Below are 20,528 nucleotides of genomic sequence, written 5' to 3' on the forward strand. Positions count from 1 at the left end.
TTACTGGCCGCCCGACAGGCGCCCCTGCTGCAGGTCGATCCAGGCTCGCAGGTTGGCGCCAAGCATGCCTTTTCGCCACATCAGCCAGGTGGTAGTGCGGTTGAACGGCGCCGCCAACTCATGCACTCGTACTTCCTCGCGCCCTGGCAGGCTTTCCAGCATCGAGCGCGGCACCAGGGCAATGCCACCGCCGGCGATCACGCAGGCCAGCATGCTGTGATAGGACTCGATCTCCATCGGTGGTGCCATCGGCACCCTTGATGCGACGAACCAGGCCTCCAGACGGCGACGATAGGAACAGCTCTGGCGGAAGGCATAGACCTCCAGCCCGGCCACGTCCTCGGCGGACTTCACCGGGCCGTGGGCTGCCTCGGTGATCAGCACCATCTCCTCCTCGAACATCGGCAAGCCGTCCAGTTCAGCGAACTCCAGTGGGCCGTCGACGAGCACGGCATCCAGGCGCCCACCAAGCAGGCCGTCCAACAGCTCGCCACTGGGTGCGGTCTGCACCTGCAGGTTCACCGCCGGCCAGGTGCGGTGGTAGCTCACCAGCATAGGCGGCAGATGAATGGCGGCCGTACTGAACATGGAACCGATCACGAAGTCCCCGGCTGGCTCACCGCCGCGCAGGGCAGCTTCGGCTTCTGCCTGCAGGGCGAACATGCGCTCGGCGTAACCCAACAGCACCTTGCCCGCCGGCGACAGTTGCAGTCGCTGGCGCTCGCGCAGGAACAGCTCGACGCCGAGGTTTTCCTCCAATTGGCGCAAGCGCGTGGACAGATTCGACGGGACGCGGTGCAACCGGCTCGCCGCGCGGGTGATGGAGCCTTCCTCGGCCACCGCCTGGAAGATACGAAGCTGGCTCAGTTCCATGGAAAGACCATTCACATTTTATGAAGAAGTATTTCTCTTTTATTCGTTTTTAATGAATACCTCCAGCCCCTAGCATAGAAATCCGACGACCAGCTTCGGAGATCCGCCATGTCCCCGCTGATTCGACTCCTCGCCAGCTTCCTGGCCTTGGTTGTGGCAATGGGCGTAGGCCGCTTCGCCCTGACGCCCCAACTGCCGCACCTGATCGCCGAGGGCCAGATCAGCCTTGCCGCCGCGGGGCTGGTGGCAGCAGCCAATTACCTTGGCTATCTCGTGGGTGCGCTGGACGCCCTCAAAGCGCGAACACCGCAACAATCCCGTCTGCGCCTGGAGGGTGGCCTCTGGTTGTGCGTCGGTCTGACCCTGACCTCGGCCTGGGTGGAAGGCTTCTGGCCCCACACTCTGCTCCGCTTCGGACTGGGTATCGCCAGTGCCTGGGTCCTGGTGGTGATCACCGGCCTGAGTCAGCAACTGGCGATACAGGCCGGACGTCCGCGCCTGGGTAGCCTGGTGTTCGCCGGCCCCAGCGTCGGCGTGATGATTACCGGCCTCACGGCCCTGGGCATGAACCTACACGGGCAGCATTCCGACTCCATCTGGCTGGTATTTGGTGGCATCGCCCTGCTGCTGGCGCTGGTATCCCAGCCGTTACTGCCGCGCCCGCAGCCCGTAAGCGATACCGATCCCCTCCCCCGCCAAAACCGGCCCCGCGTGCTCTATGCACTGCTGGCAGCTTACAGCCTGGTGGGATTGGGCTACATCATTCCGGCCACCTTCCTGTCGCAGATGGCCGCCTCGCGTTTCCATGGCCAATGGCAGGCCGACCTCTTCTGGCCGGCCTTCGGTCTGGCGGCGACCCTCGGGGTGATGCTGGTCAGCTTGCGCCAACAGAATCCTGGCGGCACTCGCCGCTGGCTGGTGGTCGCGCTTTGTCTCCAGGCGCTGGGCACCCTAGCCTGCACCTTGCCCGGCATGGCCGGATTGGCGCTGGGCGTGGTGTTGACAGGCGGCCCCTTCCTGGCCGGCATGCAACTGGTGATGCAATACGCGCGGGAACTCGACCCGCAGGGGCATCAACGCAATGTCGGGCTGCTGACCGCCGGCTTCGCCTTGGGCCAGTTGCTCGGCCCACTGCTGGCGGCCGCGAGCAGTCACCTCAGCGGCGACTTGCAGCCAGCGCTCTATGTGGCGGGAGCGGGATTGTTGATGGCGGGAGGATTGATGCTGGGCAGGACCACGAATGCTGTAGGGACGAATTCATTCGCCCCCCCAACAACTGCCCAATCAGTGGCTCGGAATGCTCCCCTCTCCCACTGGGAGAGGGGCTTGGAGTGAGGGATGCCGGAAGGACTCCGAACCAGCCCCCCACAGAACAGAACTCAGATCAGGTCCCTGTCTTGATCTTCGTCCAGGTACGCGTGCGAATGCGCTCCAGCTTCGGCGGCAGCATTTCCACCGAGAACAGTTTGGCCTGCACCTCAACCGGCGGGTAGACGTTGGGGTTGTCGCGCAGTTCGGCCGAGATCAGCTTGTCCGCTGCCTGGTTCGGGTTGGCATAGGCCACATGATCGGAGATGGGCGCCACCACCTCCGGACGCAGCAGGTAGTTGAGGAAGGCGTGCGCCTCCTCCACGTTCTTCGCGTCCTTCGGAATCGCCAGCACATCGAACCAGGCCGCTGTGCCCTCTTTCGGGATGCGGTACTCCACCTTCACGCCGTTACCAGCTTCCCGTGCACGGGCGGCTGCCTGCATGGCGCCGCCGGACCAGGCCAGGGCCACGCAAACCTCGCCATTAGCCAGGTCAGAGACGAACTTGGACGAGCTGAAGTAGCTGACGTGCGGGCGCAGCTTGGCGAGAAGTTCTTCGGCCTTCTTGTAATCGTCCGGGTTGCGGCTGTTGGGCGGCAGGCCCAGGTAATGCAGCACCTCGGGAACCACTTCGGTGGGCGAGTCGAGGAAAGCCACACCGCATTCCTTGAGCTTGGCCAGGTTGTCCGGTTTGAAGATCAGCTCCCAGGAATCCACCGGCGCATTCGCGCCGAGCACGGCCTTGACCTTGTCGACGTTGTAGGCAATGCCGTTGGTGCCCCACATGTAGGGCATCACGTACTGGTTACCCGGGTCCTTGGCCGCCAGCACCTTGAGCAGCGCCGGGTTGAGGTTGTTCCAGTTGGGCAACTTGCTTTTGTCCAGCGGCTGGAACACGCCGGCCTTCATGTAGTTCGGCAGGAAACCGTCGCTGGGCACCACCAGGTCGTAGCCGGAGCGGCCGGACAGCAGCTTCGCCTCGAGCACTTCGTTACTGTCGTAGACGTCGTACTTTGGTGTTATGCCGCTGGCCTGCTGGAAGCTCTTCAGGGTGTTCGGGCCGATGTAGTCGAACCAGTTGTAGATGCGTACCTCGGGTGCCGCGACGGCATTCAGCGCCGTGCCGGCAACGAGGGTGGCTAGCAGGTGGCGGCCGTTCATTTGGCCGCCCCTTCGTAACCCTGCAGGACGTTCACCGCATTGATGCCGATGGCCTCGACCGCATAGCCGCCTTCCATGATGAACAGGGTCGGCAGGCCCAAGGCGGCAATGCATTCACCCATGCGCAGGTAGTCAGGCGAATCCAGCTTGAACTGGGAGATCGGGTCTTCCTTGTAGGTGTCCACGCCGAGGGAAATCACCAGCGCGTCCGGGGCGTAGGCCGCGATCTTGCGGCAGGCATCGTCAAGGGCAGCGGACCAGCCTGCCCAGTCGGTGCCATGAGGCAGCGGGTAGTTGTGGTTGAAACCGGTGCCCCCACCTTCGCCGCGCTCATCGGCATGGCCGAGGAAGTACGGGTACTCCACCAGCGGATCGCCGTGGATCGAGGCGAACAGGACATCGCTGCGGTCGTAGAACAGCTCCTGGGTGCCGTTGCCGTGGTGGTAATCGACATCGAGGATGGCCACGCGTTTGGCGCCTTGATCGAGGAAGGCCTGGGCCACGATGGCGGCATTGTTGAAGAAGCAGTAGCCGCCCATGAAGTCGCTGCCGGCGTGGTGTCCCGGCGGACGGCAGAGAGCGAAAGCGGTTTTGGCCCCCTGGCGCATGTGGTCCTGGGCGGTCAGCGCCACTTGCGCGGAGCTGTAGACGGCTTGCCAGGTACCCGCGGTGATCGGCGCCTCGGTGTCGAAGCTGTAATGGCCGAGCTCGCCCATCAATGCGGTTGGAATCGGGCCGTCGCGGCGCAGACGGCGCGCCGGGAAGGTCGTGGAGACCAGGTCGCCGCTGTGGCCTTCGGCCGCCCAGCGTGCCCAGGCACCCTTGAGGAACTCCACGTAGCCACGGTCATGCACGCGCAAGATCGGGCCCAGGCCAAAATCCTCGGGCGCGATCACCTCACCAAGATTCTGCTGGCGAACCCGCGCCAGCACGGTATCCGCGCGGCTGGGCATTTCGAAACAGGGCTGGAGCTTGCCATCGACCAGTTCAGACTGGCCGAAGTGGAGACGGTGATCGTCGCTGTAGACGGTCAGCATGGGAGATACCTCGCTTGGGTCTTGTTCTTGGTGAGGCGATTCTGCGCGGGGGGATGGCCTTGGAAGAACGGCGGGAACGGCCAATAGGGGATAGATATGGCCAACCTATCTGGCCGTATAGCTCACAGGATAACTCAGGCGGCGCTGCGCCAAGCGCAGCGATACCCATCACCACCATGCGATGGGTATCGTCTTTGCTCAACCCCGCTACAAACAGCGAGGGAGGAGTGACGCAGGCTGTTTCAAATGGACTATGGATTTCGCAGCGTACAGGGCCAACTTGGGAGACCACCAACCTCAAACCCACACATGCGTGATCACTTGACCACGTCGGCCACGCCAAAGCCTGCACAGATACCTCGTGCCGATGGATTATGCGCATAGAAGATGCGCTCGCCCTGGGGCGTCTCCATGAACACCGGGTTGAATACCTTGGTACTGTTCCCCCGCCGCTGCCAAGCCTGCTTTGGCTCGATGAGTATCGTCGCGGGCCCCTTGACCCTGAAGCGCTTCATGTCAAGTTCAACGACGCCTATGCGCTGGAGGCCACCATCGGTGGCTGGGGACCGTGTGTTCCAACCGGCGAAGAGGACATAGGCATGGCCTTTGCGAAAGAAGATCGCCGGGTCAGCTTCCTCATATGAGTGCCAGCCCGCCCTGGGTTGCTCATCGAAGATCCATCCCAGATCCTCCCAGGGCCCCGCCGGATTCTCAGCGCGGGCCAGGCCCGCGAAGAGACTGTCGATGGACTTGTAGGTCGCGTAATAAAGGCCATCGGCTGGATTACGCCGGACGTGCCAGTCTGCAGCGCGGATACCGGTATGCTGCAGGCGCTGGTAAGGGCCGTCCCAACGATCAGCCACATAGTGGTCGGTCATGCCTGCGGTAACGTCGTAAACCCAGGCATGCCAGCGACCATCGGCTTGGAACACCGTCGGGAAGCGGCCGGGCAGTACTGACACCGGTACGGCTTGGGCCAAGCCGTCAACGGTCGTTGCTCGGCGAACCTTGGTGTCCCCCGTATCGAACTCGTGAGAAAACAACAAGTAATCATTGCCGTCCATGACGAGGTCGAACTCGTTGATCCCATGTTCGAGACAGAAAAGCTCACCGTGATCGGCGATCGCATCCGCGTTGCGGAATGGTTTCTGAGGTTCGCTACATCCCGATAACAGCGTAATCAGTAGCAAACCGAGGGTTTGTTTCTTCATTTGGGTCTCATTGTTGAAATAGGTGTCCACGACAGCCGAACAGCCAGGGGACGACTGGCAATCAACCATCGACCATTCACTCAGGCAACTAGCTCCACAGCAAAAGGCGGACCAGCTAGCAAATTGGCGGAATGCCTGGCCTGGTTCTCACGATCCAAACCTCAGCCCATCGTGCTGGGACTACCAGACCAACTACGGAGTCACGCCCGCAAGCCTTGCCAATCAAAGACTTGGCCAAGATGTCCCCTGCACACCGGAGCGACCGGTTCACCCCCGAAAATGACTTGGCGGCTGTCCGCTCCAGCGTTGAAAGGCATGGCGCAGGCTGGCGGTCTCGCTGAAGCCGAGCTCTTCGGCAATGCGGTAGATGGGGATATCGCCTTGCTGGAGCATCTCCTTGGCGCGGGTGAAGCGCAATTCGTCCAGCAGCTGCTGGTAGCTGGTCTGCTGTTGGGCCAGGTGTCGGCGCAGGCTGCGCGACGAGCAGTTCATCAACCGGGCCAGCTTCTCCAGCCCGGGCGGCGCCTGCAGGCGGGCAGCCAGCAGGCCGCGCACGCGCTCCAGCCAGGCCCGCCGAGCGGCGAACTCAACGTTCTGGCGACGGCATTGTTCGAGCATTTCCTTGTGCGTGACCGGGTCGGCCAGTGGCAGTCGTCGCGCCAGCCACGAGGTGTCGAAGCCGATGGCGCTGCTCTCCTCAGCGAACCGCACTGCGCAACCGAAGCCTCGCGCATAAGGCTTGGCCATGCCGGGACTGGCGGGATAATCCAGCCGCGCTGCTCGTAGCGGCAGCGGCTGGCCCAACAGGTCGGCGCAGATCACCTTGAGCGAACCCAGGCAGAGTTCTGTGTTGAAAGGTCGCAGCGCCTCGTCTTCACCATAGCCGCCAGCCACCAGCCAGGTCAGGTCGCCATCAGGCTCCAGAGTCAGGCGAAAGTAGGTGCCCAGCAGCACCGGATAGCTCAGGCCGATGCGCAGGGCCTCACCCAAGGTCGGCGCCGAAAGCATCGCGTAGCCCAGCAGGCCATAGGCGGATATTCGCGTGCGCAGGCCAAGCACCAAGCCCAGGGCAGGTTTCGGGGCCAGGCGCACGGCATTGGCGAAGACCAGTTGTTCTTGCTCAGGGTTGACCAGCCTCTGCAACTCGGCCAGGTCCTGCTCGCTGATGCCGGAACCGGCCAGCACATCGCAAGCGGCAATGCCCTGCTCGCGCAGCAAGGCGACGGTCAGGGCCGACATGTGCAGCGAGTTGAGCCAGGTGGCGCGGGAGAAATTCTGCTCCGGCATGGTTGGCGACCTATTGGATGGCTTCGGTCAGTTCCCGCTCCTGGCGCCGGTACGGAAAGACATCGATCACCTTGCCGCCACGAATGGCGTCCTGCAGGCTCTTCCAGTACTCGGCCTCATAGAGGTCGCCGTGAAGCTTGTTGAACAGGAGGCGCTGGCCCTTATCGGCAAACAGGAAGCGGGGGAACTCCTCGGGGAACACGTCGTTGGGCGCCACGGAATACCAGGGCTCGGACGACATTTCATCTTCCGGATAACGCGGCGGCGGAATAACGCGGAAGTTCACTTCGGTCAGAAAGCAGATCTCGTCGTAGTCGTAGAACACCACACGGCCGTGACGGGTGACGCCGAAGTTCTTCAGCAGCATGTCGCCGGGGAAGATGTTCGCCGCGGCCAGTTGCTTGATGGCCAGGCCGTAATCGTAGAGCGCTTCATGCACCTGGGCCTCGCTGGCGCTCTCCAGGTAAATGTTCAGTGGGGTCATCCGGCGCTCGGTCCAGCAGTGTCGGATCAGCACCACGTCGCCTTCCAGCACAACGGTGGAAGGGGCGACTTCCAGCAACTCGGCCAGGCACTCCGGCTCGAACTTGGATTTGGGAAAGCGAAAGTCGGCGAACTCCTGGGTATCAGCCATGCGCCCCACACGGTCGACGCTTTTCACCAGGCGGTACTTCTCGATAACCGTGTTGCGGTCAACCGTCTTGGCATGCGCGAAGCGATCCTTGATGACCTTGAACACGGTATTGAAGCCCGGCAGCGTGAACACGCTCATCACCATGCCACGCACCCCGGGCGCCATGATGAAGCGATCGTCAGTGTTGGCCAGATGGTTGATGAGGGCGCGGTAGAACTCCGACTTCCCGTGCTTGTAGAAGCCGATGGAGGTGTACAGCTCGGCGATGTGCTTGCCCGGCAGGATGCGTTTGAGGAAACCGACGAAATCCGCCGGGACCGGCACATCCACCATGAAATACGAACGAGTGAAGGAAAAGATGATCGACACATCTGCTTCATCGGTGATCACGGCATCGGCCTGGATCCCCTTGCCCTCGCGGTGCAGCAGCGGGATCACCAGGGGCCACTGCTCGTCACGAGTATAGATGCGCCCAACCAGGTAGGCGCCCTTGTTGCGGTACAGCGTGGAGCCGAACAGTTCGATGCACAGCTCCGGGTCCTTGCAGACCCAATCCGGCAGGTGCTCGCGCAACTGCGCCTCCAGCCGCTCCAAGTCCCCGGGGCGGTCGTCATAGGGCACATCGAAGCGATAATCGTCGAGGATCGCGCTCAGTGCCGCGTGCAGGCGCCCCTCGGGACGGTAGCAGCGGGTTTGTGGAGCCCGCTCATGGGCTCGCAGCGAAGGCCGGGTGGTGTGGATGAACATGCAGCCGTCACTGATCAGGTCATGGCTGAACAGGCTGCAGAAGATCGAGTTGTACCAGGTCTCGGACAACTCATCGTCATAGCGCAGGTCGATCAGGCTGATGTAGGCGCTCTTAACCAAGGGCCAGAGCTGCACATCCGACAACGCCTCGGCATCGAACGCTGCACGCAGGCGGGCGCTAACCTCGTTGACCTTGACTTCGTAGAGGGCGATACGCTCGGCGGCAGCGTGCTGGGTTTCCTGCCACTGCGCATGCTCGAAGCGAGCACGTGCGCCATCAGTGATCTGGCGGAAGTGCTCACGGTAGTCGTCGAAGCCTTCGAGGATCAGTCGCGCAATATTTTCTGCCGGCCATTGCTGCGCCATGGATTTGTCTCGGTTGCGGAACAGGAATGGCGAGCTTATCCAGAGGTGGGGATGAAAAAAAGCTCCGGCGGCGACGGGCCCATGAGCTGCATCCTCCACTGTGGGAGCGAACTCATTCGCGAAGGGCAGCAAAGCTGCCCCAACAAGCTTGAAGGGCAGGCCCGCGACCCGCTTTGCGAATCAATTCGCTACCAAAAACTGCACGCTCAGCCTATCTCCCGCTCCCGCAGATGCGCCTCCAGCATCTCGATGAACACCCGCACTTTGCGGGTGCGACGCCGATGGGCGAGGTAGAGGACATGCACCCAAGGCCCGAAGGCGTCGGGCTCCAGCAAGTACTCCGGCAGCAACCGCACCAGCTCGCCCCGCACCAGGTAGGGTGCGGCGCTCCACTGCGGGAGGAACTGCAGGCCCTGGCCGTCCAGCAGGCAGGCGAGGAGGAAGTCGTAGTTGTCGCTGGCCAGACGAGGCACCGGCTGGGGCACACGCATGCGCTGCTCACCCTGGCGTATCCACCAGAAGTGGCGGTTGAGCAAGGGATGGCGGAACACCAGCCAGTCGTGCTGATCGAAGTTTTCCAAGGTCACCAACCCTTTGCGCGAAAGGTAGGCCGGAGTGGCGCAGAGCAGGATGCGATTCTCGGTGAGGGGGCGGGCGATCAGTCCCGGCAGGTCGGTGGGGCCATCGCGCAGGGCCAAGTCGTAGCCACCATCGATCAGGTCGACGAAGGCGTCGTTCAAGTCCACTTCGAGGCGCACCTGGGGATGCTCGCGCATGAAGCGACAGCAGACCTCGTTGAGGAAAGCGGGCCCGAAGGATGGCGGCGCGGTGAGTCGCAAGTTGCCACGCAGCTCGCGCTGCAACTGATCCACCTCCTCTCCCGCCAGTTGCAGCTGCATCAGCACCTGGCGCGCACCTTCCAGGTAGATGTGCCCGGCTTCGGTCAGGGCCATGCGCCGAGTGGTGCGTTCGAACAGGCGCACGCCCAGTTCGCCCTCAAGGTGCCCTACCGCCTTGGTCAGGGCCGAGGGTGTCTTGCCCAGTTGCTCGGCAGCACGGCTGAAGCTGCCGCGCTCGGCGGTGGCGACGAACATGGTGAGCGCGCTGAGCTTGTCCATTCATCTGTTCCAGATCGGCACAAAAGTTGTGCGAAAGATAGCATTCTACCGCACGGCCGGCTTGGTTAGGCTCAGCGTCATACCAACAAGAACAGGAAACACCCGATGAGAACGTTTGTTCCCACCCTGATCGCCGCCGCGCTGGCCTGTTCCTCAATGGAAAGCATAGCCGCGGTGGATCTTATCTTTCACAACGCCAAGCTCTACACCGCCGAACCCGGGCAGCCCCTGCAGCAGGCCGTGGCGGTGGAGGACGGCAAGATCCGCGCGGTCGGCAGCGATGTCGACGTGCTGAAGTTGAAAGAAGCCGGTACCCAGGTGGTCGACTTGGACGGCAAGGTGCTTATGCCGGGCTTTGTCGATTCCCACTCCCACGCGGTCATGGGCGGCCTGGAACTGGCCTCGGCTAACCTCAACACCCAGCTCATCCCCATGGCCGAACTGGAACAACGCCTGCGCCAGTGGCGCGCGGACGGCAAGGCGAAGCATGGCGAGATCCTCAGCGTCGGCGGCCTGCCGTCTGCCTACTGGAGCCAGGTGGCGGAGTTCGAGCAACGCTTCAACCAGGGCGAGTGGGCCGAAGTGCCGATCGTCTTCGTCGGCTGGGACCACCACACCGGCTGGGCCAACCAGGCCATGCTCAAGCGCGCCGGCATCGACGCCGCTACGGTCAAGGCACTCAAGGGTGAGCAACTGGCGACCATCGGCCACCACGAGGACCAACGCCCCAACGGATTCCTCGCCGATGCCGGCCTGGACCCGGTGCTGGCGCAATTCCCGCCAGCCACCGCCAAGCAGTTGCTGGATGCCGGACGCGCCGCCCTGCAATACAACCTCAGCCTCGGCATCACCGCCTGGATGGACCCGGCGGCCAACGCTGCGCCGGGCGAGCCGCTGTTCGACTTCAAGCCCACCGCGCAGACTCTCGGCATCCTCCCGGTGTACAAGGCCATGGCGCAGCAAGGCGAATTGACCGCCCATGTCGCCGCGCTGCTGGTGGCGCATCCAAAGAGCACGCCGGCCGACCTGGACACCCTGGAGAAGGTGCGCCAGCAGTTCCAGGGCCTGCCCAACCTGAGCCTGCCGGGGATCAAGATCTTCGCCGACGGCGTGCCCGAGTACCCGGCGCAGACTGCGGCGCTGCTGGAGCCGTACAAGAACTCGAATAAGTCCGGCGAACTGCTGATCGACCCGGCGCACTTCGGCGAGCTGATCAGCGCGGCGGATGCCCGAGGCTGGCTGGTGCACGTCCATGCCATCGGCGACCGCGCGGTGCGCGAGTCCCTCAATGGCATCGAGCAGGCCCGCCGCGACCGGCAGAGCGGCATTGCGCACTCCATCACCCACCTGCAGCTGGTCAACCCCAAGGAATTCGCCCGCTTCAAGCCGCTGGGCGTGATCGCCTCCATGCAGCTCTACTGGGCCAGTGCCGATGACGCCACCTTGGACCTGGTGCAGCCCTACGTCAGCGCCATGGCCTTCCAGTACCAGTACCCGGCCCGCTCACTGCTGAAGAACGGCGCCACCCTCGCCGGCGCCAGCGACTGGCCAGTGACCACTCCCGAGCCGTGGAAGGCCATCTACCAGGCGGTCAGCCGCAAGGGACCGAAGGGCGTGCTAAACGCCGCCGAGGGCATCGACCGCGAAACCATGTTCCAGGCCTACACCCTCAACGCCGCCCGCACCATCGGCCTGGACAAGCAGATCGGCTCCCTTGCCCCCGGCAAGCAGGCCGACCTGATTCTCCTCGACCGCGATGTGTTCCAGGTCGAGCCCGACGCCCTGCGCGACACCCGGGTGCTCAAGACCTGGTTCGCCGGCCGCGAAGTCTTCAACGCTGATCTCTAAGCACTAGAAACCCCAGCTCCGCACTCAGCTCCCGCTTCCTGGCCGGGGCCGGGCGGAGCCTTGCCCGCACTTGCCAGAACAATCACAACACCGGGAACCACCATGCGCCGTATCACGCTCCTCGCCCTGATCCTGACCCCAATCGCCTGCCAGGCCGTGCAACTCTCCGACAACTTCGCCCTGCAGATCGACCTGAACCTGGCCAGCGACTACCGCACCCGCGGCATCTCCCAGACCCAGAACGATCCGGCGGCCCAGGTCGGCGCCACCCTGCTCCACAGCAGTGGCCTGTATACCGGGGTCTGGACCTCGAATGTCGACTTCGGTTTCGGTCTCAAGACCCGCCAGGAAGTGGACTATTACGCCGGGTGGTACTGGCAGGCCAGCGACGATGTGAACCTGGACCTCGGCTACATCAAGTACAGCTACCCGAAGGAAGGCCAGTTCAACCAGAGCGAGGTCTACGCCATCCTCGGCGCCTATGGCTTCAAGCTCGCCGCCCAGTACTCCGGCGACGCGAAGAACCTGTTCGGCGAAAAGCAGGACACGCTCTACAGCTACGTCAGCTACGAAACCGCCCTGCCCCTGGATCTGGGCCTTAAGCTGCGCTACGGGCGCAACGACTTCAAGGACCCGCTGTTCTGGTCCACCGGCGGCACCAGCTCCGACGACTACCACGAGTGGGAAGCCAAGCTGACCCGCGATTTCGCCGGCGTAACCTGGGGCCTCGCCTACATCGACACGGACCTGTCCGAATCCGAATGCGCCAGCTACTACGGCTTCACCGATGTCTGCAGCGCGACCTGGGTGGCCAGCGTGAGCAAATCGTTCTAGCTCCCCCTGTGCACGTTGGCGCAGAGCCGAAGGCGAAGCGCCACAGGCTGTCACTTGAGGTGACTGGCGAGCAGCCATGTAGGTTGGGCTGAGTTATACGAAGCCCAACGGACCAAGGCATGGAATGGCGCCGGGCCGAGTTGGGTTTCACTGCGCTCAGACCTGCGCGGCCCGCACCGACCTACGGAGCCGGTGCGTTGTAACTGTGCCGCCAATTTGAAGGCAAGTTGTAGATTGCGCCGCCCGCCAGGCGGCGTCATCGTGCGCGCTCCCCCTGCAAGGAGCGTCCCATGAAACCCGCCGATCTCATCCGCCTGCTCAGCCTCGCAGCCATCTGGGGAGCCAGTTTCCTGTTCATTCGCCTGCTGGTGCCGGATATCGGCGCCCTGCCGACAGCCTTTCTACGCGTACTGCTCTCCGGTATCGGCCTACTGGTGATTCTCGCCGTGCTCCGCAGCCAGTGGGATTTTCGCGGCAAACTGGGCAAGACCCTGGTGATTGGCATCGTCAGCTCGGGTGTGCCTGCCGCCATGTACGCCCTGGCCGCGCAAGTGCTGCCGGCTGGATATTCGGCGATCCTCAATGCAACGACGCCATTAATGGGTGTCCTGATCGGCGCGCTGTTCTTCAGCGAGAAGCTGACCGGCGCCAAGGCTGGTGGTGTGTTGATGGGGCTGGCCGGGGTCGCCGTGCTGACCCGGACGGGTCCGGTGGCGTTTGACCAGGATCTGCTATGGGGCGCTGCCGCCTGCCTGCTGGCCACCACCTGCTACGGCTTCGCCGGCTTCATGACCAAACGCTGGATCACCGAGGCCGGCGGCATGGACAGCGGCCTGGTAGCCCTTGGTTGCCAGATCGGCGCCACATTGTGCCTGGTGCCGGCTTTCATCTGGAGCGCCCCAGGCATGCCACTGGCACCACTGCTCGATATGAAGGTCTGGCTGTCGCTGGCGGCGCTGGGTTTCGTCTGTACCTCGTTTGCCTACATCCTCTACTTCCGCCTGATCGCCAATGTCGGGCCGGTCAAGACCATGACGGTCACCTTCCTGATTCCGCCCTTCGGCGTGTTCTGGGGTGTGCTGCTGCTAGACGAATCGCTGTCGATGGCCCACCTGCAAGGTGGTGTGTTGATCGCCCTGGCGTTATGGCTGGTGCTCAAGCCGGCGCCGGTAGCGGCGGCGACTGCACGCTCGGTTTAGGGACGAAGGGATAAGCGATGTGCAACCCCTCAGGTGCCGAGCGATGCCTGAGGGGCTGTCCCGATCTTACTGTTGCAGTTCCTGTTCGCCGAACAGACCGTCGAACAGCATGCTCGACAGGTAACGCTCACCCGAGTCGGGCAGGATCACCACGATGGTCTTGCCCTGCATCGACGCATCCTCAGCCAGGCGTACGGCGGCTGCCATGGCTGCGCCACCAGAAATACCGCTGAGAATGCCCTCTTCGCGCATCAGGCGCAGAGCCATGGCCTTGGACTCCTCATCGTTGACCTGCTCGACCCTGTCGACGATGGACAGATCGAGGTTCTTCGGCACGAAGCCGGCACCGATCCCCTGGATCTTGTGCGGACTGGGCTTTACCTCCTCACCCGCCATGGTCTGGCTGATCACCGGCGAGCTGATCGGCTCCACCGCCACAGACAGGATCGGCTTCCCGCAGATCTTCTTGATATAGCGAGAGACACCCGTAATGGTGCCGCCGGTACCAACCCCCGCGACCAGTACATCGATGGCGCCATCAGTGTCATTCCAGATTTCCGGGCCGGTAGTCTTTTCGTGGATCGCCGGGTTGGCCGGGTTCTCGAACTGCTGCAGCAGCAGGAACTGCTCGGGATCGGTGGTGACCAACTCATTGGCCTTCTCGATCGCGCCCTTCATGCCCTTGGCCGGCTCGGTGAGCACCAGCTCGGCGCCCAGCGCCTTGAGTACCTTGCGACGTTCCAGGCTCATCGAGGCGGGCATGGTCAGGACCAGTTTGTAGCCACGGGCAGCCGCGACGAACGCCAGGCCGATACCGGTGTTGCCGGAAGTAGGCTCGACGATGGTCATGCCAGGCTTCAGACGGCCGGACTCCTCAGCGTCCCAGATCATGCTGGCGCCAATGCGGCACTTCACCGAATAGGCCGGGTTACGGCCCTCCGTCTTGGCGAGGATGGTCACGCCCTTGGGCCCCAGGTGGTTGATCCTGACCAGAGGCGTGTTGCCGATGGATTGCGAATTGTCAGCGAAGATACGGCTCATGGCGGATTCCTTCTCATGCCTGAAAAACGCCAAGCCTATGTCGGCGCCGAGGGGAGCGTCCAGCGTCTTGGCGCCTTCAGTCGCGAGGTGACCCACCATTCAGTGACTGAATGAAGGTTCTGCGTTCACAGTCGACCGGCGCGCAAGTTATAGTCAGGTTTTCCCAAATATTGAACCGCCCGGTTTCGTACCGAGGCGCCCGAGTTCGAGGATTCCCTGATGAAGTTCGAAGGCACCCAGTCCTACGTCGCCACCGATGATCTGAAGCTCGCGGTGAACGCCGCCATCACCCTGCAGCGCCCGCTGCTGGTCAAGGGCGAACCGGGTACTGGCAAGACCATGCTGGCCGAGCAACTGGCCGAGGCCTTCGGCGCCAAGCTGATCACCTGGCACATCAAGTCCACCACCAAGGCACACCAGGGCCTGTACGAATACGATGCCGTGAGCCGCCTGCGCGACTCCCAGCTCGATTCCGACAAGGTCCACGACGTTCGCAACTACATCAAGAAAGGCAAGCTGTGGGAGGCCTTCGAGGCTGAAGAGCGCGTCATCCTGCTGATCGACGAAATCGACAAGGCCGACATCGAGTTTCCCAACGACTTGCTGCAGGAACTCGACAAGATGGAGTTCTACGTCTACGAGACCAACGAAACCATCAAGGCCAAGCAGCGCCCGATCATCATCATCACCTCGAACAACGAGAAGGAGCTGCCGGATGCATTCCTGCGCCGCTGCTTCTTCCACTACATCGCCTTCCCGGATCGCGAGACCCTGCAGAAGATCGTCGACGTGCACTACCCGAGTATCAAGGCCGAGCTGGTTTCCGAAGCGCTGGACGTATTCTTCGACGTGCGCAAGGTGCCGGGCCTGAAGAAGAAGCCCTCCACCTCCGAGCTGGTGGACTGGCTCAAGCTGCTGATGGCCGACAACATTGGCGAAGCCGTACTGCGTGAACGCGACCCGACCAAAGCCATCCCGCCGCTCGCCGGCGCCCTGGTGAAGAACGAGCAGGACGTGCAGCTGCTCGAGCGCCTGGCCTTCATGAGCCGCCGCGCCAGTCGCTGAAGCTGAACAATCCATCGCCGTAGGAGCGAGCTTGCTCGCGAAGCCGTTCGCCCGTGTTCGCGAGCAACTCCTACGAGACAAGCGTATTGGGAGAGGGTGTAGCCATGAATAGCGGCAGCTGCCTGTGCGGCGCGGTGACGTACGAGATCGACGCGCCGATCAAATCCGCCACCCATTGCCATTGCAGCCAATGCCGCAAGGGGCACGGCGCGGCCTTCGCGACCTATGGCAATGTCCGCCGCAAGGACTTCCGCTTCACCCAGGGCCAGGAGTCGGTGGCCGAGTACCACTCATCCCCTGGCGTGACCCGCACCTTCTGCAAGCACTGCGGCTCCAACCTCCAGTGGTTCGCCGAGCATCCTTATCCCGAATGGCTCTCCGTGGCCCTGGGCACCCTGGACACACCGCTGGGCGAGATCCCGCAGAAGCATATCTACCCGGAATCCAAGGCGGCCTGGTACGCGATCGCCGACGGCTTGCCGCAGGAGCCACGCTCCTAGCGCTTCACACAAATAAATAGATGAGGGTGCAGCCATGCTGCTCAACCTGTTCAACGAAATGCGCGCGGCCAAGGTTCCGGTCTCGGTGCGCGAGCTGCTCGACCTGATCAACGCGTTGAAGCACAACGTGGTGTTCGCCGATATGGACGAGTTCTACTTCCTCGCCCGCACGGTCCTGGTCAAGGACGAGCGCCATTTCGACAAGTTCGACCGCGCCTTCAGCGCCTACTTCAAAGGCCTGGAGAAGCTTGACGATTATCTCCAGGCACTGATCCCGGATGAATGGCTGCGCAAGGAGTTCGAGCGCATGCTGACCGACGAGGAAAAGGCGCAGATCCAGACCCTGGGTGGCCTCGATAAACTGATCGAGGAGTTCAAGAAGCGCCTGGAGGAACAGAAGGAGCGCCATGCCGGCGGCAACAAGTGGATCGGCACCGGCGGGACCAGCCCCTTTGGCTCCGGCGGCTTCAACCCCGAAGGCATCCGCGTGGGCGACGCTGGCAAGCGCCAGGGCAAGGCAGTCAAGGTCTGGGACCAGCGCGAATACAAGAACCTCGACGACCAGGTGGAACTCGGCACCCGCAACATCAAGGTCGCCCTGCGCCGCCTGCGCAAGTTCGCCCGCGAAGGCGCGGCGGAAGAACTCGACCTCGAAGGCACCATCGACCACACCGCCAAGGACGCCGGCCTGCTCAACATCCAGATGCGCCCCGAACGGCGCAACACGGTGAAGCTGCTGCTCCTGCTGGACATCGGCGGTTCGATGGACGCCCACGTGAAGGTCTGCGAAGAGCTGTTCTCGGCCTGCAAGACCGAGTTCAAGCACCTGGAGTACTTCTACTTCCACAACTTCATCTACGAATCGATGTGGAAGAACAACTTGCGCCGTACCTCGGAACGTACCGCCACCCTGGACGTACTGCACAAGTACGGCCCGGACTACAAAGTGGTCTTCGTCGGGGACGCCGCCATGGCGCCCTATGAAATCACCCAGGCCGGCGGCAGCGTCGAGCACTGGAACGAGGAGCCGGGCTACGTCTGGATGAAACGCTTCGTGGAGAAATACAAGAAGCTCATCTGGATCAACCCCTACCCCAAAGACACCTGGAACTACACCGCCTCCACCAACATCGTCCGCGAGCTGATCGAAGACCGGATGTACCCGCTGACGCTGAGCGGACTTGAAGACGGGATGAAGTTCCTCTCCAAATGAAAACGGGCCCTGCGGGGCCCGTGTTTGTTTAGGGGTTCTGGCGTTGCTTTACGAGGCAACGCGCGGTTGAACGAGCTTGCCGATGCAGGCGGGTCCGTGCCCTACACCTATTTCTGCTGTTTGCTGCCTTTGATGTTGCCGGCAACCCCGCCGGCGACGGCACCGATCGCCGCGCCGGTCCATCCACTGCCGCCGGCGATTGCAGCAATGCCGGCGCCGGCCGCAGCACCGATGGCCGCGCCGCTCATCGTCCCCTGCTGCTGGGGGGTCATCGAAGTGCAGCCAATCACACTCACAGCAGTGAGGGCTGCGGCAATTGATAGGAACCGCTTCATGTTCATCTCCGTTACCTGTTCTGCTGCAGGCCAGGCAAGACCATCTCAAACCAGATGGTCTCGATGACGGGTCGTTTTACACGGTCGGGATTGGAGGCGTACCACTGGTTTAGCCCTTCGCGCACACTGTCGAGCGTGTGACCCTTCAGCCCTCTGCTGAAACGCGGGATCAAGCTCTGCTCATCAGACGGCGGCTTCGCCTCATAGTAGGCCGCCTCCACCTGGTAGGCGTTGGCGATGCCGATGAGATAGGCCTTCTTCAGTTGCTCCGACGACTGCATCCATTGCTCGCCGGTGATCATGGGCACCTCGCCGGCGCGGGCATTTCCCGATGCCGTCGCCAGGGTCAAGCATGCGGCCAATGCCAGCGTGCCCAATCGCAATATCCGCATCGTCTCCCCTCCTCACTAGACTGAGCCTCGACACCTAAGCGTAGCCTGCACCGGCAGTCCTGCGTCGCCTCACCGGATAGCGCTTCGAACCAGTCGAGAACACCGGATTTACATCGCGCTCCCGCCGGGCCCAGATGCCAATGCCAAGGCGAAAGCCCGGGCTACTGCAGTCAACGAGAGACGATGCTGGTCAGGTGTTGATGTTCGATGCGGTAGGGCCTGCGGAGGGGAGTGACAACCTGGCTCATTCGTCCCCTGCTCGGAAACGACACTTGAACCAAGAGCGTATCCCCCTTCCTGGCAACAGCAAGTCTAGTCGAGGGCATACCAGACGTGAGAAAGAGGAACGGGGAAAGCCGTTCTTGGCTGGCTCGTCATTTAGGTACCTGCATCGGCACGCATAGCCAAGACTCGTCCATCTGTCTCCGCTCTCTGCCGGTCGTGCCTACGACGTGCGTTGGCCAAACCGAACACAAATGGGCGCCAGGAAAGTAACTCGAACAACCAACGGGGGCTCAGTCGTCTCCGGGCCAAAGTGCAGAAAGGGGAATCGCATCATCCGCAACCGGTCGCCAAAGGAGCCGACTAAAATCCCCTCGCAAGTACGACATCAAAAACACCACGCCGCACCTTGCCATCCTGTTTCAAATCAATCACCAGCGATGGTTTCAGGCCCGCCCAGGGATCGTCGGCAATGAAGGGGTCGCCCTTGAAATAAAGCTGCGTCGTAACCGGCACATGCAGCGATTCCATGACTCGCATGTGGATGTGCGCGGGGCGCGTCATACCCGCATATTTCTCGAGCCCCGGGAGATTGGGCGGGATCGGGTATCGGCCAGGCACAATCGTCTCGATCTCGTATTGCCCCTTTTCATTCGTGTACAGCATTCCCCGCAAGTTGAAGGTGCTGGCCTCGGTGAAATTGCCTGGCTTGTTGGTGTCATATAAGCCAGCCGCATTCGCTTGCCACACTTCAATCAATGCTCCGGGGAGGGGCATAGCGCAGTCAGAACTGAACACCGTACCTGTCAGGACGAGCCTGTCACCGGGTTCACCGAGGCTTGCCAGTTGGGTGCGAAAGGGAGCCCCGAACCGATAGTACGGACCGATGATATCGGATTGCGTGGGATGACAGAGTTGCTTGGCAGCCAGCATGGGCCGAGCCAGAAGTGCGCTTCCTACGATCACCGCACTCCCCTGCAGGAACACCCGCCGAGGAATGGCCAAAGCCGGATTAACAATCGGCGCCTTGCTCATGCTTGCCTCCTGTTCGGATATTCGCCCGCGATAGACAAATACGGTTAAGCGGCATGCCATGTAACGAATCGGGTTGCGATGGCGTGCCGTATGGCGTTCCTGGCCGTCCTGCTGTCCTTATCTAGCCTAGAGCCGGTGGTGGCAAACGCGAATTTACTGAGTGAAATTGCCCCTTCAGGTCATCCGTGATTCGGCGCGTGGTGAGAGGGTTGGCCAGTCTTCCCTCACCCCCGCCCTTCTCCCGCGGGGAGAGGAGAGACTCGTGCCGGATGCCGATCAGTACATCGAAGCATCCGTAGAATGTGGTTGAGCGCAGCGATACCCTTTCCACGGGTGAGCTGCCTGGCGGTTTGAAAACAGGCCCTGCTGGACGCGTTCTGGCAGGTTTGCGCTAGCTTTCGCCAGAAATAGACTCTCGAGCCAAGAGCCTAGTAGGAGCGCGCTTACTCGCGAAAAGGTCCGGTTCGCGGGCAAGCTCGCTCCTACACTGAATGCAGCCAGTTGCAACACTTGACTGGGGCAGAACCAATCCATTGGCGCCGATAGGACATTGCCCACAATCGTCCGGCTCAGCGCCAATGCCGTTCCTGCACTTTGCGGCTACGCCCGCCGCTGATGGCCCACCCCAGCAGCACAAATTGGCTTTCGACCAGCCAGGCCAGCAATAGCCCGGCGCCAAGGCCCCAGGCAATGGCCTCGGGCGCCAGCAGCACCTGATAGTTGTAAGCGGCCAGGGTTTCCTTGCGCAGTTCGGGGTCGGCGCCGAGCACAACATGCCAGGCGCGCAGATACCAGGGCCCCTGCATGGCCCGCCACTCCCGCTCCAGCAGCTGGGCTCGGCTGACGAGGCTGGACACACTCTGGGCATCGCTACGCATCACCGGGTCGTCGCTAACCCGGTAATGGGCTACCAGCGCATCCAGGTCACCCTTGAAGAAGCGCTTGGCCGTTGCGCGAAAGCCCTTCAGGCCCTGCTCCGCCTCCAAGCGATGGGCCTCGACGCGCTTGGCGTAATCGTCGATGAAACCGGGCACCTGCACCCCGACCAGCAGGCCGAAGGTGAACAGGATGAGGCGCAAATAGCTTCTGAACATTCCCTGT

At 62.5% G+C, this 20,528-nt stretch carries 19 protein-coding genes; 7 read left to right on the forward strand and 12 right to left on the reverse strand.

Translation table 11 applies throughout. From position 1 onward, the window contains the following. On the reverse strand, positions 1-873 hold the full coding sequence (locus OXH74_RS22230; protein ID WP_215380094.1) for a LysR family transcriptional regulator: 873 nt from the start codon (positions 871-873) through the stop codon (positions 1-3). Positions 874-981: 108 nt separating this feature from the next. On the opposite strand from OXH74_RS22230, the gene OXH74_RS22235 reads away from it, so the two are divergent. Then, on the forward strand, positions 982-2,208 hold the full coding sequence (locus tag OXH74_RS22235) for an MFS transporter (RefSeq protein ID WP_375738893.1): 1,227 nt from the start codon (positions 982-984) through the stop codon (positions 2,206-2,208). A gap of 49 nt (positions 2,209-2,257) precedes the next feature. On the opposite strand, the gene OXH74_RS22240 is transcribed toward OXH74_RS22235, so the two are convergent. The 6 genes from OXH74_RS22240 to OXH74_RS22265 form a co-directional block, all read right to left on the reverse strand. Further along, on the reverse strand, positions 2,258-3,343 hold the full coding sequence (locus OXH74_RS22240; RefSeq protein WP_375738894.1) for an extracellular solute-binding protein: 1,086 nt from the start codon (positions 3,341-3,343) through the stop codon (positions 2,258-2,260). Continuing rightward, positions 3,340-4,380, reverse strand: a complete 1,041-nt coding sequence (locus OXH74_RS22245) for a histone deacetylase family protein (protein ID WP_375738895.1) — start codon at positions 4,378-4,380, stop codon at positions 3,340-3,342. Before OXH74_RS22245 ends, OXH74_RS22240 begins: the two co-directional genes overlap by 4 nt. Positions 4,381-4,697: 317 nt before the next feature. Then, positions 4,698-5,621 carry a family 43 glycosylhydrolase gene (locus OXH74_RS22250; RefSeq protein ID WP_375738896.1) on the reverse strand — a complete coding sequence of 308 codons (924 nt, stop codon included), beginning with the start codon at positions 5,619-5,621 and terminating at the stop codon, positions 4,698-4,700. 237 nt (positions 5,622-5,858) lie between these two features. After that, the gene (locus OXH74_RS22255) at positions 5,859-6,878 is read right to left on the reverse strand and encodes an AraC family transcriptional regulator (RefSeq protein ID WP_375738897.1); all 1,020 of its coding nucleotides are present in this window, start codon (positions 6,876-6,878) and stop codon (positions 5,859-5,861) included. Positions 6,879-6,888: 10 nt separating this feature from the next. Next, the gene (gene aceK / locus OXH74_RS22260; protein ID WP_375738898.1) at positions 6,889-8,625 is read right to left on the reverse strand and encodes a bifunctional isocitrate dehydrogenase kinase/phosphatase; all 1,737 of its coding nucleotides are present in this window, start codon (positions 8,623-8,625) and stop codon (positions 6,889-6,891) included. Between the two features lie 206 nt (positions 8,626-8,831). Continuing rightward, positions 8,832-9,743: a LysR family transcriptional regulator gene (locus OXH74_RS22265; RefSeq protein WP_375738899.1), complete on the reverse strand. Its 912-nt coding sequence runs from the start codon at positions 9,741-9,743 to the stop codon at positions 8,832-8,834. 105 nt (positions 9,744-9,848) lie between these two features. Between OXH74_RS22265 and OXH74_RS22270 the strand changes: the two genes are divergently transcribed. The 3 genes from OXH74_RS22270 to OXH74_RS22280 all read left to right on the forward strand — a co-directional run bounded on the left by OXH74_RS22270 (position 9,849) and on the right by OXH74_RS22280 (position 13,624). Then, the gene (locus OXH74_RS22270; RefSeq protein WP_375738900.1) at positions 9,849-11,591 is read left to right on the forward strand and encodes an amidohydrolase; all 1,743 of its coding nucleotides are present in this window, start codon (positions 9,849-9,851) and stop codon (positions 11,589-11,591) included. Between the two features lie 102 nt (positions 11,592-11,693). Next, complete coding sequence (locus OXH74_RS22275) at positions 11,694-12,425, forward strand: TorF family putative porin (protein ID WP_375738901.1); 732 nt, start codon at positions 11,694-11,696, stop codon at positions 12,423-12,425. A gap of 290 nt (positions 12,426-12,715) precedes the next feature. After that, positions 12,716-13,624: a DMT family transporter gene (locus tag OXH74_RS22280; RefSeq protein ID WP_375738902.1), complete on the forward strand. Its 909-nt coding sequence runs from the start codon at positions 12,716-12,718 to the stop codon at positions 13,622-13,624. Positions 13,625-13,690: 66 nt separating this feature from the next. On the opposite strand, the gene cysK is transcribed toward OXH74_RS22280, so the two are convergent. Next, positions 13,691-14,665: a cysteine synthase A gene (gene cysK / locus OXH74_RS22285; RefSeq protein ID WP_375738903.1), complete on the reverse strand. Its 975-nt coding sequence runs from the start codon at positions 14,663-14,665 to the stop codon at positions 13,691-13,693. A 219-nt stretch (positions 14,666-14,884) separates the two neighbouring features. Between cysK and OXH74_RS22290 the strand changes: the two genes are divergently transcribed. The 3 genes from OXH74_RS22290 (at position 14,885) to OXH74_RS22300 (ending at position 17,443) form a co-directional block, all read left to right on the forward strand. Beyond that, the gene (locus OXH74_RS22290) at positions 14,885-15,730 is read left to right on the forward strand and encodes a MoxR family ATPase (protein WP_215375440.1); all 846 of its coding nucleotides are present in this window, start codon (positions 14,885-14,887) and stop codon (positions 15,728-15,730) included. Positions 15,731-15,834: 104 nt separating this feature from the next. Then, positions 15,835-16,230 carry a GFA family protein gene (locus OXH74_RS22295; RefSeq protein WP_375738904.1) on the forward strand — a complete coding sequence of 132 codons (396 nt, stop codon included), beginning with the start codon at positions 15,835-15,837 and terminating at the stop codon, positions 16,228-16,230. A gap of 34 nt (positions 16,231-16,264) precedes the next feature. After that, positions 16,265-17,443, forward strand: a complete 1,179-nt coding sequence (locus OXH74_RS22300) for a VWA domain-containing protein (RefSeq protein WP_375738905.1) — start codon at positions 16,265-16,267, stop codon at positions 17,441-17,443. 107 nt (positions 17,444-17,550) lie between these two features. On the opposite strand, the gene OXH74_RS22305 is transcribed toward OXH74_RS22300, so the two are convergent. From OXH74_RS22305 to OXH74_RS22320, 4 genes are all read right to left on the reverse strand, one after another. Continuing rightward, positions 17,551-17,778 carry a YMGG-like glycine zipper-containing protein gene (locus OXH74_RS22305; protein ID WP_215375488.1) on the reverse strand — a complete coding sequence of 76 codons (228 nt, stop codon included), beginning with the start codon at positions 17,776-17,778 and terminating at the stop codon, positions 17,551-17,553. Between the two features lie 11 nt (positions 17,779-17,789). Beyond that, positions 17,790-18,170: a hypothetical protein gene (locus tag OXH74_RS22310; RefSeq protein WP_375738906.1), complete on the reverse strand. Its 381-nt coding sequence runs from the start codon at positions 18,168-18,170 to the stop codon at positions 17,790-17,792. Between the two features lie 585 nt (positions 18,171-18,755). After that, positions 18,756-19,427 carry a twin-arginine translocation pathway signal protein gene (locus OXH74_RS22315; protein ID WP_375738907.1) on the reverse strand — a complete coding sequence of 224 codons (672 nt, stop codon included), beginning with the start codon at positions 19,425-19,427 and terminating at the stop codon, positions 18,756-18,758. A gap of 569 nt (positions 19,428-19,996) precedes the next feature. Continuing rightward, on the reverse strand, positions 19,997-20,521 hold the full coding sequence (locus tag OXH74_RS22320) for a DUF2937 family protein (RefSeq protein WP_375738908.1): 525 nt from the start codon (positions 20,519-20,521) through the stop codon (positions 19,997-19,999). Positions 20,522-20,528: the final 7 nt, after the last annotated feature.

The sequence above is a fragment of the Metapseudomonas boanensis genome, assembly GCF_042232855.1.
Classification (GTDB): domain Bacteria; phylum Pseudomonadota; class Gammaproteobacteria; order Pseudomonadales; family Pseudomonadaceae; genus Metapseudomonas; species Metapseudomonas boanensis.

Bases quoted from the DNA above. Each gene is read 5' to 3' on its own strand.
- OXH74_RS22230 (WP_215380094.1), bottom strand. From the start codon at position 873: ATGGAACTGAGCCAGCTTCGTATCTTCCAGGCGGTGGCCGAGGAAGGC.
- OXH74_RS22235 (WP_375738893.1), top strand. From the start codon at position 982: ATGTCCCCGCTGATTCGACTCCTCGCCAGCTTCCTGGCCTTGGTTGTG.
- OXH74_RS22240 (WP_375738894.1), bottom strand. From the start codon at position 3,343: ATGAACGGCCGCCACCTGCTAGCCACCCTCGTTGCCGGCACGGCGCTG.
- OXH74_RS22245 (WP_375738895.1), bottom strand. From the start codon at position 4,380: ATGCTGACCGTCTACAGCGACGATCACCGTCTCCACTTCGGCCAGTCT.
- OXH74_RS22255 (WP_375738897.1), bottom strand. From the start codon at position 6,878: ATGCCGGAGCAGAATTTCTCCCGCGCCACCTGGCTCAACTCGCTGCAC.
- aceK (WP_375738898.1), bottom strand. From the start codon at position 8,625: ATGGCGCAGCAATGGCCGGCAGAAAATATTGCGCGACTGATCCTCGAA.
- OXH74_RS22265 (WP_375738899.1), bottom strand. From the start codon at position 9,743: ATGGACAAGCTCAGCGCGCTCACCATGTTCGTCGCCACCGCCGAGCGC.
- OXH74_RS22270 (WP_375738900.1), top strand. From the start codon at position 9,849: ATGAGAACGTTTGTTCCCACCCTGATCGCCGCCGCGCTGGCCTGTTCC.
- OXH74_RS22275 (WP_375738901.1), top strand. From the start codon at position 11,694: ATGCGCCGTATCACGCTCCTCGCCCTGATCCTGACCCCAATCGCCTGC.
- OXH74_RS22280 (WP_375738902.1), top strand. From the start codon at position 12,716: ATGAAACCCGCCGATCTCATCCGCCTGCTCAGCCTCGCAGCCATCTGG.
- cysK (WP_375738903.1), bottom strand. From the start codon at position 14,665: ATGAGCCGTATCTTCGCTGACAATTCGCAATCCATCGGCAACACGCCT.
- OXH74_RS22290 (WP_215375440.1), top strand. From the start codon at position 14,885: ATGAAGTTCGAAGGCACCCAGTCCTACGTCGCCACCGATGATCTGAAG.
- OXH74_RS22295 (WP_375738904.1), top strand. From the start codon at position 15,835: ATGAATAGCGGCAGCTGCCTGTGCGGCGCGGTGACGTACGAGATCGAC.
- OXH74_RS22300 (WP_375738905.1), top strand. From the start codon at position 16,265: ATGCTGCTCAACCTGTTCAACGAAATGCGCGCGGCCAAGGTTCCGGTC.
- OXH74_RS22305 (WP_215375488.1), bottom strand. From the start codon at position 17,778: ATGAAGCGGTTCCTATCAATTGCCGCAGCCCTCACTGCTGTGAGTGTG.
- OXH74_RS22310 (WP_375738906.1), bottom strand. From the start codon at position 18,170: ATGCGGATATTGCGATTGGGCACGCTGGCATTGGCCGCATGCTTGACC.
- OXH74_RS22315 (WP_375738907.1), bottom strand. From the start codon at position 19,427: ATGAGCAAGGCGCCGATTGTTAATCCGGCTTTGGCCATTCCTCGGCGG.
- OXH74_RS22320 (WP_375738908.1), bottom strand. From the start codon at position 20,521: ATGTTCAGAAGCTATTTGCGCCTCATCCTGTTCACCTTCGGCCTGCTG.